The 12832-nt window shown below is 71.8% G+C and carries 13 protein-coding genes; 12 read left to right on the top strand and 1 reads right to left on the bottom strand.

The genetic code is table 11. The features are described from left to right. Positions 1-212 precede the first annotated feature (212 nt). The 4 genes from ALI22I_RS37845 to ALI22I_RS37830 are packed head-to-tail and all read left to right on the top strand — an operon-like array spanning position 213 to position 3675. The gene (locus ALI22I_RS37845; RefSeq protein WP_077010406.1) at positions 213-629 is read left to right on the top strand and encodes a helix-turn-helix domain-containing protein; all 417 of its coding nucleotides are present in this window, start codon (positions 213-215) and stop codon (positions 627-629) included. A gap of 28 nt (positions 630-657) precedes the next feature. After that, positions 658-1152, top strand: coding sequence for a hypothetical protein (locus ALI22I_RS37840; RefSeq protein ID WP_143532645.1), 495 nt, complete (start codon positions 658-660; stop codon positions 1150-1152). Beyond that, a complete protein-coding gene (locus tag ALI22I_RS37835; protein WP_077010405.1) occupies positions 1149-2237 on the top strand; it encodes an MAB_1171c family putative transporter in 1089 nt (362 codons plus the stop codon). Before ALI22I_RS37840 ends, ALI22I_RS37835 begins: the two co-directional genes overlap by 4 nt. Before the next feature lie 10 nt (positions 2238-2247). Beyond that, on the top strand, positions 2248-3675 hold the full coding sequence (locus ALI22I_RS37830) for a gluconokinase (protein WP_077011125.1): 1428 nt from the start codon (positions 2248-2250) through the stop codon (positions 3673-3675). Here the strand turns inward: ALI22I_RS37830 and ALI22I_RS37825 are convergent. After that, positions 3658-4839 carry an MFS transporter gene (locus ALI22I_RS37825; protein ID WP_077010404.1) on the bottom strand — a complete coding sequence of 394 codons (1182 nt, stop codon included), beginning with the start codon at positions 4837-4839 and terminating at the stop codon, positions 3658-3660. The genes ALI22I_RS37830 and ALI22I_RS37825 overlap by 18 nt on opposite strands. 85 nt (positions 4840-4924) lie before the next feature. On the opposite strand from ALI22I_RS37825, the gene ALI22I_RS37820 reads away from it, so the two are divergent. From ALI22I_RS37820 to ALI22I_RS37790, 8 genes are all read left to right on the top strand, one after another. Continuing rightward, entirely contained in the window at positions 4925-5341 is a 417-nt protein-coding gene (locus ALI22I_RS37820; RefSeq protein ID WP_077010403.1) for a Fur family transcriptional regulator, read from the top strand. A gap of 136 nt (positions 5342-5477) precedes the next feature. Continuing rightward, the gene (locus tag ALI22I_RS49935; protein WP_179118494.1) at positions 5478-5651 is read left to right on the top strand and encodes a hypothetical protein; all 174 of its coding nucleotides are present in this window, start codon (positions 5478-5480) and stop codon (positions 5649-5651) included. Between the two features lie 258 nt (positions 5652-5909). Continuing rightward, the gene (locus ALI22I_RS37815; protein ID WP_077010402.1) at positions 5910-7067 is read left to right on the top strand and encodes an inositol-3-phosphate synthase; all 1158 of its coding nucleotides are present in this window, start codon (positions 5910-5912) and stop codon (positions 7065-7067) included. Then, on the top strand, positions 7064-7918 hold the full coding sequence (locus tag ALI22I_RS37810) for an SCO3242 family prenyltransferase (RefSeq protein WP_077010401.1): 855 nt from the start codon (positions 7064-7066) through the stop codon (positions 7916-7918). Before ALI22I_RS37815 ends, ALI22I_RS37810 begins: the two co-directional genes overlap by 4 nt. Further along, positions 7915-9330: an EboA domain-containing protein gene (locus tag ALI22I_RS37805; RefSeq protein ID WP_077010400.1), complete on the top strand. Its 1416-nt coding sequence runs from the start codon at positions 7915-7917 to the stop codon at positions 9328-9330. Before ALI22I_RS37810 ends, ALI22I_RS37805 begins: the two co-directional genes overlap by 4 nt. Continuing rightward, positions 9330-10184: a TatD family hydrolase gene (locus ALI22I_RS37800; protein WP_077010399.1), complete on the top strand. Its 855-nt coding sequence runs from the start codon at positions 9330-9332 to the stop codon at positions 10182-10184. The genes ALI22I_RS37805 and ALI22I_RS37800 overlap by 1 nt, the downstream gene beginning before the upstream one ends. Continuing rightward, positions 10181-11305 carry a metabolite traffic protein EboE gene (eboE, locus tag ALI22I_RS37795; RefSeq protein WP_077010398.1) on the top strand — a complete coding sequence of 375 codons (1125 nt, stop codon included), beginning with the start codon at positions 10181-10183 and terminating at the stop codon, positions 11303-11305. Before ALI22I_RS37800 ends, eboE begins: the two co-directional genes overlap by 4 nt. Continuing rightward, positions 11302-12705: an alkaline phosphatase family protein gene (locus ALI22I_RS37790; protein ID WP_077010397.1), complete on the top strand. Its 1404-nt coding sequence runs from the start codon at positions 11302-11304 to the stop codon at positions 12703-12705. Before eboE ends, ALI22I_RS37790 begins: the two co-directional genes overlap by 4 nt. The last annotated feature ends 127 nt before the right edge of the window (positions 12706-12832 follow it).

Below are 12832 nucleotides of genomic sequence, written 5' to 3'. Positions count from 1 at the left end.
GCCCCCCAGTGCGATGACGGCGAGCACGAACGCCCCCAGTGCGGTCGACAGTCTGCGAATCACTACTCCCCCTAGCTTAAGTTTACGATCCCCTCCGGCTTGCTTAAACCTCAGTTGCAACCACGAGCAGCCTCCCGCGTCACGGCCGGTGCTGTCAACCTCGGTTTAAGATCGCGGTTACGGGTGGTGTCAACGCAAGCCGAGGAGCGGTCGTGCCGGACGAACAGGCGGGCGGCTCCCTCGCCGACAAGCTGAACCGGCTGTTCAGCACCGTGCGCAAGCACGGCGACGCGGAGCACAGCAACTCCGCGGTGGCCGCGGCGATCACCGAGCAGGGCGTGCCGATCTCGCACACCTACATCTGGCAGCTGCGCACCGGCCGCCGCGACAACCCGTCCATCCAGCACCTGACCGCGCTGGCGAAGTTCTTCGGCGTCCCGGTCGCCTACTTCCTGGACGAGGAGGAGAGCGCGAAGGTCGACCGCGACCTCGAACTCCTGGCGACGCTGCGGGACGCGGGCGTCACCGAGATCGCCCTGCGCGCCGCCGACCTCTCGGCGGGCAGCCGTGAAGCGGTGAACGACCTGGTCGCCCAGCTGTGGAAACTGGAGCACCCCAAGGATTCCTGATCTCTGCCAGGATGGCCGAGGGGGTTTGGTGGGCATCGAGGGGCTGGACCGCGTCGTGGCGCTGCTGGACATCCCGCGACCGTTCGACATCGACGAGCTGGTGGCGCGGGTGTCCCGTCGGCGCGGCAGACCCATCGAGCTGCGACCGGTGCGCACACCGGCGTCCGGGCCGAGCGGACTGTGGGTGGCCACCCGCGAGGCCGACCACATCTTCTACGAGTCCGAGACCAGCGCCCTGCACAGCGAGCACATCATCCTGCACGAACTGGGGCACCTGCTGTGCGGGCACGAGTCGGGTGTGACGCCGGACGTCGTGCTGCGACTGCTCATGCCGACGTTGGACCCCGCCGTCGTGCGCGGCGCGTTGAGCCGCACCGGCTACCGGGACCGGGACGAACGCCAGGCGGAGCTGTTCGCGATGCTCGTGCTCGAACGCGCCGGACGCCTGCCGCCCGCCTCCGGCCTGCCCGCCGAGGCACACGAACTGCTGATCCGGGTCGAGGAGGCGATGACACCCCGATGACCCAGTTCGTCTGGATCGTCATCCTCGGACTGTGCGTGGCGGCACTCGTGGTCCGGCTGTCGGACCTGCGAGTCAAGCGCGACAACCATGCGGTGCGCTGGTTCAGCGCGGGCATGGCCCTGCTGGTGCTGTCGATGGTCTTGCAGATCACCGCGGTCCACCTCGCGGTGGACCGGCACACCGCCCTCGGCTTCGCGGGCATGGTGTCGAACTGCCTCACCGTCGGTGCGCTGGTGTCGGCCCGGTGCGCGTTCCAGCACCTGCTGCACCCGCCGGGGACCGCGCGCGGCCGTGCCCGGTCGCAGCTGCACCTGGCCGGGGCGGTGTGCGCGGTGATCGTCCTGCTGTTCTGGACGACCGGTTCGAACTACGCCGAGTTCCTGGCCAAGAGCGGCACGGCGGACGCGGTCCCCGTCATGGCCGCGCACAGTTACGTGTACGTCTGCTACGTCATCCCGGTGACGATCGTCATCACCCGGGAGGCGCTCGCCTGTGCCCGCGGCGTCGACCGGTTCACCGCGCGGATCTCGTTGCGGCTGCTGGCCGTGAGCGGTGTGCTGGGCACCGCGTACTCCGTGCTGCGCCTGGCGGCGATGCTCGCCGACCGGTTCGGGTTGCCCGCGGGCCCGTTGAACGGGCAGCTGATCGGCGTGCTGTTCCGGACGGCCATCGTGACGGTGGTGCTCGCCGTGGTCCTGCCCGCCGTCGGCCGCCACCTCGGCATCGACCGGTTCGCCCGGTGGCTCGGCCTGGACCACACCTACCGGGCGTTGTTCCCGCTGTGGCGGGCGCTGCACGAGCAGTTCCCCGACATCGCCCTGGAAACCCCGGCGCGGCACGTCCCGTTCGACGCTCCCGAGCGCGCGCTCTACCGGCGGGTGATCGAGATCTGGGACGGCCTGCTCCGGTTGCGGCCGTACCTGGTCGGCGGCACCGGTGCCGCAGAGGTCGCCGCCGCCCTGCGAGCGCTCCGGCGCGGGGAGCCGCCACCCGGTGGTGGCGCGTCGATCGCCTCGACCGGGGACGACGTGGCGCGGCTGGTGGAGCTGTCGAAGGCGTACCACGCGATCACGGCCGCCGAGTAGGTTCGTGACCATGGCGGAGGTAGTGCTCGCGATCGACATGGGGACCACGTCGACCAAGGTCATCGCGGTGGACCGGGACGCGGTCGTGGTGGGGTCGGCGGAGCACGGCTACCGGATGCGCACCACGCCCTCCGGTGAGGCGACGCACGATCCGGTCGAGGTGTGGGGCGCGGTTGTGCGGGCGTTGCGCGAGGTCGCCGCGCAGGGGCATTCGGTGCGGGCGTTGTCGTTGACCGGCGCGATGCACACCTTGGTGGGGTTGGACGCTGCCGGCACGCCCGTCACGCCTTCGTTGTCGTGGGCGGACAACCGTGCGGTCGAGCAGGCGGCCCGGCTGCGGGGTACTGCGGACGGGATCGCGTTGCACCGGGCCACCGGCACGCCGATCCACACCATGTCGCCGTTGGTGAAGCTGGCCTGGTTCCACGACCAGGGGTTTTCGGCTGTGCGGTGGTGTGGGCTGAAGGATTTCGTGGGTTTCAAGCTGACCGGTGTGTTGGCGACCGAGCACTCGTCCGGTTCGGCGACCGGGTTGATGGACCTCGTGACGTTGGACTGGCATCCGGAGGCGTTGGCGTTCGCCGGTGTTCGCGCTGATCAACTGCCCGAGCTGCACGCTCCGGTGGACTCGTTCCCGTTGACCCTGGACGTTCCCGGGTTGCCCGCCGGTGTGCCGGTGGTGCTGGGCGGCGGTGACGGGCCGATGGCGAACCTCGGTGTGGGCGCGGTCGTGCCGGGTGTGGCGGCGGTGTCGTTGGGGACGAGCGGTGCGCTGCGCGTGGTGCGTTCCGAGCCCGCGGTGGACGAGCAGGGGCGGGTGTTCTGCTACGCCATCGCCGAGGGGCTGTGGGTGCTCGGCGGGGCGGTGAGCAACGGCGGTGTGGTCGCGCAGTGGGCCGCCGAGACGTTCGGCGTCGACGTGGGCGCGCTGCTGGAGGAGGCCGCCGCGGTGCCGGTGGGCGCGGCCGGCGTGACCGCGCTGCCGTACCTGCTGGGCGAGCGCGCGCCGTGGTGGGACGCGGACGCGACGTCGGCGTTGATCGGGCTGCGGCGCGAGCACGGACGGGCCGAGATCACCCGGGCGCTGGTGGAGGGCGTGGCGCAGCAGTTGGCGCTGGTGCTCGACGCGGTGCGTTCGGTGGCGGACGTGCACGCGGTGCGCGTGACCGGTGGGGCGTTCCGGAGCGACCTGTGGGCAACCGTCCTGGCCTCCGCGTTGGGCCTGGAGCTGGAACTGGCCGACGACAGCGAGGGCTCAGGCGTCGGCGCGGCCCTGGTGGCCTGGCGGGCCCTGAACGAGATCCCGTCCCTCACCATCGCCGCCGACCTGGTCAAACCGGTGAAGACGATCGCCCCGAACCCCGCCGCCGTCCTCCACTACGCCCGAGCACGCCCGACCGTGGACCGCCTCTACCAGGCCCTACGCGATCTGTTCTGAACCTGCCCGGGTCGGGGCCTTGCGGCTCAGCAGCACGGTCCCGGCCGCGATCGCCATCGCGCCCACGCCCGCCACGGCGAAACCCCACGCCGGTGACGAGTGGTCGATCACGAAGCCGGTCGTCGGCGCGCCGGCCGCCACGCCCAGCGTGAACGCCGACCCCTGGAGGCCCATCGCCACACCACGTGCGGACGCCGGGGCGTACTTCGTGATCGCCTCACCGGTCGCCGTGATCGTCGGCGCGCACAGGAAGTTCGTCGGCACCAACGCCAGCGCCAGCCACCACGGCGACCAGTCGAACAGGCCGATCGGGATGGCCAGCAGCCCCATCGTGCCCATCAGCACCCACAGCGGCGGCACGCGGTTCAGTCCGCCGTAGACGAACCCGCCCACCAGCGACGCCACGCACATCACCACGATCAGCGCGCCCGTCCACGCCGTCAGCCCGAGACCGCGCATCGACGCCACCACCGCCACCTCGACGCCCGACAGCACGAACGTGGCACCGCCCGCGCTGATCAACACGCCCAGCAGCCGACCGTCCAGCCACTCCCGGCGCGGCACCCGTTCACCGCTGTCGCCCTCGCTGCGCACCGGCGGGTTCACGACCCACATGACCCCGCCGAGCACCACCATCGCCACACCGATCGACCACATCGCGGTCCGGCTGGACGCCTGCGTGGTGAGCGCGACACCCAGCGCCGGGCCGGCCATGAACGCGATCTCCACCGCCATCGAGTCCATCGCCAGCGCGGTGCGCCTGCGGTCGTCCGGCACGAGCGCGGTGAGGATCTGCCTGCCCATCGACATGACCGGCATCGTCGTGATGCCGGCGACGAAGGCCGTGATCAGCAGCACCTCGTACGACAGCAGCGGCGCGACGAACCAGAAGACGCCCTCCGTGACCATCGACAAGGTCAACATCGCACGCAGACCACGCCGGTCGACCAAGTGGCCCATCAGCGGTGAGCCCAACGCGATGCCGATCGTGCTGACCGCCCCGACCAGGCCCGCAGCGCCGTAACCTCGATCCAGGCCGAGCAGGACGTGCATGGTGACCGTCATGCCCGCGGCCGTCGCCGGCACCCGTGCCACCAGCATCAGCAGCATGAAGCCGGGCACGCGCGGTAGTCGCAGGACGGCCAGGTAGGGGGAGACGTTCACCTGCTCATCTTCACTCGGACGGGCAACAGGTTTAACCGTTCGTTTTCTTGATTAGTTCCAGAAAGCGTGATGGAGTGGTGGAGCCATGACCCCAGGACCACGTGAGCTGCTCAAGGACGCCGGGCTGCGCATCACCGCACCCCGGGTCGCGGTGCTCGACTGGCTCGCCGAACACCCCCACGCCACGGCCGACCAGGTCGCCGACGGCGTGCGGGCCAGGTTGGGGTCCGTGTCCACGCAGGGCGTCTACGACGTGCTCAACGCGTGCGCGCGGACCGGGTTGTTGCGCCGGATCGAACCCGCCGGGCACCCGGCCCGCTACGAGACGCGGACCGGCGACAACCACCACCACCTCGTGTGCCGGGACTGCGGGCGGACCGAGGACGTCGACTGCGTCCACGGCACCGCGCCCTGCCTGGAACCGCCGAACACGGCCGGCTTCACCGTGGACGAGGCGGAAGTCCTGTTCTGGGGTCTGTGTCCCGACTGTTCGGGCACCTGACTGCCCCGGAACGCAGAAGGAGTCACCAGCGTGACCGAAGCGCGTCACACCACCAACAACGCAGGCATCCCGGTCGGCAAGTGAGCCCGCTCGACTGACAGGGCCGCCCGGTCACGCGCCGGGCGGCCCTTCTTGGTTGCCCGCCCGGGAGTTCTGCGGTCCCTTCGGCACGAACCTCCAGGCCCTGGTCGCCCAGTACGAGCCCGCACAGTTGGACCAGTTCGAGGACTTCCTCCACCGACTGCGCGCCACCATGAACGACTTGCTCGCCGACCAAGGCCCCGACCCCACCACCCGCTCACGCCCCTGAACCGGTGCGGTGCCGGTGCCGCGAACGTCGGCGCGCGCATCACTCGGCTGGGTGGCATCGGTGACTGGCGGTCGTACCCGCGCCGAGGACCGCGTCGTCCACTGGTGGGTCGTGCGTCCCCGTGGGAGGCCATCGGTCCGGTGGTGCGTGACCTGTTCGTCAACGACACGAACGTAGGCATCGCCCGCGTTGCGGGGCCTGCCCCGCGGTGGCTGACTGATGCGGTGCGGTGCGGTGCGGTCGGATGAGGAGGGCGTCATGGCGGACGAACCCACTGGGCTCTGGCTGATCGGTGCGCGCGGATCGGTGGCGACGACGGCGATCAGCGGACTGCTCGCGCTGCGTGCGGGCCTCGTGCCACCGACCGGATGCGTCAGCGGGCAGCCCGAGCTGGCCGACGTGCCGTTGCCGGGCTGGGACCACCTGGTCGTCGGCGGACACGACATCGTCCAGACGCCGTTGTCGAAACAGGCCGAGGAACTGGCCGACGGCGGGGTGCTGCCGCACCGCCTGCTCGGCCCGATCACGGCCGGTCTGCGCGCGGTCGACGCCGAGATCCGCGACGGCTACCACCCCGAAACCCATCAGGGCAGCCAGGCGGAGGCCGCCCGGCGCCTGGCCGCGGACATCGCCGGGTTCCGCGAACGGCACCACCTGGCGCGGGTCGTCGTGGTCAACGTGGCCTCGACCGAGCCACCCGTCCAGGCGGCGCCGGAGCACGGTGATCTCACCGCGTTGGAGACGGCGCTGGCCGACCCGCGGCGCTCGGTGCTGCCGCCCAGTTCGCTGGCCGCGTACGCGGCGCTGCACGCGGACTGCCCGTTCGTCGACTTCACCCCGTCCACCGGCGTGACCCTGCCCGCCCTCGACGAACTCGCCCGCCGCCGGCGACTGCCCTACGCCGGCCGGGACGGCAAGACCGGGGACACGCTGGTGCGGACGGTGCTGGCGCCCTTGTTCACCGCGCGGGCGCTGCACGTGCGGTCGTGGGCGGGCACCAACCTGCTCGGCGGCGGCGACGGCGCCACGTTGGACGACCCGGGCCGCGCGGTCAGCAAGCTGGAGTCGAAGGCACGCGGCCTCACCGCACTGCTCGGCGGTGACGTCACCGCTCCGCTGCACATCGATCACGTGCCCGATCTGCGTGAGCAGAAGACAGCCTGGGACCACGTGTCGTTCGAGGGTTTCCTCGGTGCCCGGATGACCTTCCAGTTCACCTGGACCGGACTCGACTCGTCACTGGCCGCGCCGCTCGTGCTCGACCTGGCCCGGCTCGTCGCCGCCGCACATGCGAACGGGCAGTCGGGCGCACTCGGTTCGCTGGCGTTCTTCTTCAAGGACCCCCTCGGCAGCGACGAACACCGCTTCGCCGAGCAGACCCGCGAGCTCTACCTCTGGGCGCGGGAGTTGGCGTGAGGGCGTTTGCGGAGCTGGTTCGGGCGCCGGCCGGGTTGACGGTTCTCGGTGACACCGTCGCCGGAGCCGCCGCGTCCGGCAGGCCGTTGAGCGGCAGGCGTTGGTGGCTGCCGCTGTCCTCGGTCGCGTTGTACTGGTCCGGGATGGCGCTCAACGACTGGGCCGATCGGGATCTGGACGCGGCGGAGCGCCCCGAGCGCCCGATCCCGTCCGGCCGGATCGGCCCGCGCGCGGCGCTGACCACCGCCGTCGTGCTCAGCGCGGCCGGGCTCGGTATCGCGGCGGCTGCCGGCGGTCGGGACGCGCTGGGGGTCGCGGTGCCGCTCGCCGCCGCCATCTGGTCCTACGACACGCTGCTGAAATCCACCGCCGCCGGACCGTTCGGCATGGCGGCGTGCCGTGCGCTCGACGTCCTCCTCGGCGCGGGCGGCACGCGTGCGGGCGTGGCACTGCCGGCGGCGGTGGTCATGGCCGGTCACACCCTCGGTGTGACGGCGTTGTCGCTCGGCGAGGTCCACGGCACGTCATCCCGCACGGCGAAGGCGGTGCTCGTCGGCACCGCGCTGACCGCGTTCACCTCGGTCATCGGTCCGGCGCCCACCCGGCCGCACCGGCTGGTCTCGCTCGCCGCGGGCGCCGGGTACGCCGCGACGGTGGGCCGCGCCCAACTCGCGGCCGTCCGCGCGCCGGGGGCGGCGACGGTCCGTGCCGCCACGAAGACGGGCATCCACGGCATGGTGCTGTTGCAGTCCGCGCTCACCGCGAGGGGTGGGTCGCTGCTCGGCGCGGTCGCGGTCGCGGCCGCCCTGCCACTGGCCCGCCGGCTCGGCCGGAAGGTGAGCCCGACATGACGTTCCACCTCGGTTACGGCACCAACGGGTTCGCCGACCACCGGCTCGACGACGCGCTCGCGGTGATAGCCGACCTCGGCTACACCGGGGTGGCGCTCACGCTCGACCACGCCCACCTCGACCCGTTCGCCGCCGACGTCGTCCGGCGGACCGGGCGGATCGCCGCACGCCTCGGCGAACTGGGCTTGGTGGCCGTGGTGGAGACCGGGGCCCGGTACCTGCTCGACCCGCGTCGCAAGCACCACCCGACGCTGGTCAGCGAGGACCAGGAGGTCCGGGTGGACTTCCTGCTGCGGGCCGTGCGGATCGCGGCCGACCTCGGCGCCGACTGCGTCTCCTTCTGGTCCGGCGTCGCGCCGCCCGGCGTCGGGCCGGATGAGGCGTGGCGGCGGTTGCGCGCCGGCGTCGAGGCGGTGCTGGACGGCGCGGCCGTGGACGGGGTGCCACTCGCGCTGGAGCCCGAGCCCGGCATGGTCGTCGAGCACGTGGAGCAGGCGTTGCGGCTGCACGCCGAATTCGGGTCGCCGGAGCCACTGGGGATCACCCTCGACGTCGGCCACTGCGTCGCGGTGGAGCCGGAGGACGCCGCGGCGTGCATCCGCCGGGTGGGAGGACTGCTGCTGAACGTGCAGCTCGACGACATGCGGCCAGGCGTCCACGAGCACTTGGAGTTCGGCGAAGGCGCGCTGGACCTGCCTGCCACCCTCGCCGCGCTGGAGGAGATCGGCTACACCGGACTGGCCGCGGTCGAACTGCCCCGGCACAGTCACGCCGCGCCCGAGGTCGCGCGCAGGGCCATCGAGGCGCTCCGCGCGGCCCTGCCCCCAGTGGACCACCCCTGGCTGGTGGAGGCGGAGCGGTCCGTGCGCACCGACCCAGCCTCGATCCGGACGCTCTTCCCCGCAGTCGGCCGCACGGTGGGCAGAACACCATTGCGCGCACCCACCGACCCGCTCGGCGTGGTGCACGGCACCGTCGACGACCTGGCCCGCACCCGTCTGCTGGTCGCCCTGGCCAAGGTGAGCCAGGACCTGGGCGCCGAACTGGTGTCCCTCTACCGCTACGGCGACGACGCCGAACGGCGCGGCGTGCTGCGCGCCCTCGCCGACGTCGGGGACAAGGCGCCCGCACAGGGCGTCGAACTCGTCAAAGATGCACTGCGCACCAACGACACCAGACTGGTCGCCGCCGCGCTCGGACCGTTCGCCGCCGACCACCTCGATCAACACACGTGGCGCCACGGCGTGCTGAAGTGCCTGTTCCTGGGCATCCCGCTCGCCGCCGTGGCCGGACTCGACCGGCGCGCGGACGCGGAACTGCTGCGCATGGTCGGCGCGTACGCCGACGAACGCCGGGCCGCCGGACGCGACGTGCCCGCGGAGGCCGCCGAGCTGCTGAGGAGCCAGACCTGATGCGCATCTTCGACCCACACATCCACATGACCTCGCGCACGACGGACGACTACGAGGCGATGAGCCGAGCCGGGGTGCGCGCGCTCGTGGAGCCCGCGTTCTGGCTCGGTCAGCCGCGCACGAGCGTCGCGTCGTTCACCGACTACTTCGACGGACTGATCGGCTGGGAGAGGTTCCGGGCGGCGCAGTTCGGCATCCGGCACCACTGCGCGCTCGCGCTCAACCCCAAGGAAGCCAACGACCCCAGGTGCACGGGAGTGCTCGACGTGCTGCCGCGCTACCTCGCCAAGGACGGGGTCGTCGCGGTCGGCGAGGTCGGCTACGACTCCATGACCCCGGAGGAGGACGAGGCTTTCGCACGGCAGTTGGCGCTCGCCGTCGAGCACGACCTCCCGGCGCTGGTGCACACCCCGCACCGGGACAAGGCGGCGGGGACGGCGCGCACGCTCGACGTGGTCCGCGAGTCGGGCCTGCCGCCCGAGCGGGTTCTGGTGGACCACCTCAACGAGGTGACCGTGCGCGCCGTGGCCGATTCCGGCTGCTGGATGGGGTTCTCCATCTACCCGGACACCAAGATGGACGAGACCCGGATGGTGGCGATCCTGCGCGAGTACGGCACGGAACGCGTCCTGGTGAACTCCGCCGCCGACTGGGGCCGATCCGATCCGCTCAAGACCTACAAGACGGCGTTGGCGATGCTCGACGCGGGGTTCGGTGAAGCCGACGTGGACCGGGTGCTGTGGCGCAACCCGGTCGAGTTCTACGGCCAGAGCGGTCGCCTCAACCTGGACGACCCGTCCGGGACGTCCGACACGTTCGCCGGGAACTCGGTCCTGAGAGGAGCACGACCGTGACCCCGCCGGCGTACTGCACCAACGTTCACCCGGCTGAGGACCTGCCCGGTGTCCTCGCCCAGCTGGACCGCTACGCCGTGCCCGTGCGGGAGGAGCTGGGGGTGGACACGCTCGCGCTCGGCCTGTGGCTGGCCGATCCGGTGGCGCACGGTCTCGCCAAGGACGAGACGGCCAGGCGTGGTCTCGCGGCGGAACTGCGGGCCAGGGGACTGGAAGTGAGCACCCTCAACGCCTTTCCGTACGGCGGATTCCACCAGGACGTGGTCAAGCACTCCGTCTACCTGCCACCGTGGACCGATCCGCGACGCCTGACGTACACGGCGGACTGCGCCGTCGTGCTGGCCGACCTGCTGCCCGATTCCGCCTCCTACGGCAGCATCTCGACGTTGCCGCTGGCCTGGCGGGAGCCGTGGACGAGCATCGACGACGACCGTGCCAGGGGCGCTCTCGACGCGTTCGCGCGCTTCCTGCGGGCCGAGGCGGCCCGGAACGGCAGGCCGATCAGGCTCGCGATCGAGCCGGAGCCGGGTTGTGTGCTCGACACCGTCGCCGACGCCGTCGAGTGGATGGCCGGCCGCGTCGACCACGACCACATCGGCATCTGCCTGGACACCTGCCACCTCGCCGTGTCCTTCGCCGACCCGGCGCAGGACGTCGCGGCGATCGACCGCGCCGGGCTGTCGGTGGTCAAGGTGCAGGCGTCGGCGGCGCTGGAGGTCGCCGAGCCGGGCACGGAGGAGGGACGGCGGGCCATCGCCGCGTTCGCCGAGCCCCGCTACCTGCACCAGGTCCGGGAGAACGACCCGGCCGGCGTGCTCGCGGCCGACGACCTGCCGGACGCGTTGGCGCGACTGCCGGCCAGGCACCCGTGGCGGGTGCACTTCCACGTCCCGCTGCACGAGGCCCCGCCCCCGCCGCTCACCTCGACGACCGGCGTCCTGCTGGCCGCGACCGAAGCCCTGAGGAACACGGTGGACAACCTGCCGCACTTCGAGGTCGAGACCTACACGTGGACCGTCCTGCCCGGATCCGCGCACGCCTCCGAGGCCGGACTGGCGGCGGGCATCGCGGCGGAACTGCGTTGGGCGACGGAGCACCTCGGCGAAGGGGTGTCGGCGTGAAACCGCTGGTAGTTGTCGATGTCGTCGGCATGACACCGGCCCTGCTGCCGCACATGCCCAACCTCGCCGCCCTGGGCCGCCGCGGCTGGCAGGCCACACTGGGGACCGTGCTGCCCGCCGTCACGTGCAGCGTCCAGTCCACCCTGCTCACCGGCCTCACCCCGGCACGGCACGGCATCGTCGGCAACGGCTGGTACTTCCGCGACCTCGGCGAGATCCACCTGTGGCGCCAGCACAACCGACTGGTCGGCGGCGAGAAGGTGTGGGAAACCGCGCGTCGCGCGCACCCCGACTACACGGCCGCGAACATCTGCTGGTGGTACGCCATGGGCGCGTCGACCGACGTCACCGTGACCCCGCGTCCGGTCTACCACGCGGACGGGCGCAAATCGCCGGACTGCTACGTCCGCCCACCCGAACTGCACGACCGGCTCATCAAGACCCTCGGTGAGTTCCCGTTGTTCCAGTACTGGGGCCCCACCGCGTCGCTGGCGTCGAGCAAGTGGATCGTGGCCGCGGCCCGGCAGGTGCTCGCGGAGCAACGCCCCGACCTGCTGCTCGTCTACCTCCCACACCTCGACTACGACCTCCAGCGGTTCGGCCCAGACACTCCGCAGGCCGCCACCGCGGCATCCCAGGCCGATGCCGCGCTAGCCCCGCTGCTAGCCGACGCCGAAGGGGCCGGCGCGACCGTCGTGGCGCTGTCGGAGTACGGGATCACGACGGCACGCAGACCGGTCGACATCAACCGCCGACTCCGCGCCGAAGGCCTGCTGGAGGTCTACACGCAGGCGGGCATGGAGCTGCTGGACCCCTGGGCGTCCCGCGCCTTCGCGGTGGCGGATCACCAGATCGCGCACGTCTACGTCGCCGATCCAGCCGACATCCCGAGGACCAGGGCGGTGCTGGGCGAGTTGCCCGGCGTCGACCGCGTCCTAGACCGGGACGCCCAGGCCCTGTCGAACCTCGACCACGAGCGGTCCGGCGAGCTGGTCGCCGTCGCCGAGCCGGACGCCTGGTTCACCTACTACTACTGGACCGAGGACAGCCGCGCACCGGACTTCGCCCGCGGTGTCGAGATCCACCGCAAGCCCGGGTACGACCCAGCCGAACTGTTCTTCAACCCGGCGGACCCGTTCGCGAAGGCACGAGCCGGCCTCACCCTGGCCCGCAAGAAGCTCGGCCTCCGCTACACGATGAACGTGGTGCCACTCGACCCGTCGTGCGTGCGGGGCACCCACGGCCGGCTGCCGGACCGCGTCGAGGACGGTCCGGTGCTGCTGTGCTCGAACCCCGTCGTACCGGCGGCGGTCGAGCGCGACGGCCTGATCGCCGCCACCGACGTCCGCGACCTCCTGCTGGACCTCCAGGGGATTCCCGCGACGGAATCCGTTCGGTGACGGCCTCCCGACGGCCTCCCGACGGATCGCCACGGATCGCCGACGCGCACATCGCCGAGGGATCGCCGACCGCCTGCCGACCGCCTGCCGATGGACCGCCGACAGGCACATCGCAGAGGGATCGCCG

The sequence above is a fragment of the Saccharothrix sp. ALI-22-I genome (genome assembly GCF_001984175.1).
Classification (GTDB): Bacteria; Actinomycetota; Actinomycetes; order Mycobacteriales; family Pseudonocardiaceae; genus Actinosynnema.
This window is presented reverse-complemented; position numbering and strand designations above follow the sequence as displayed.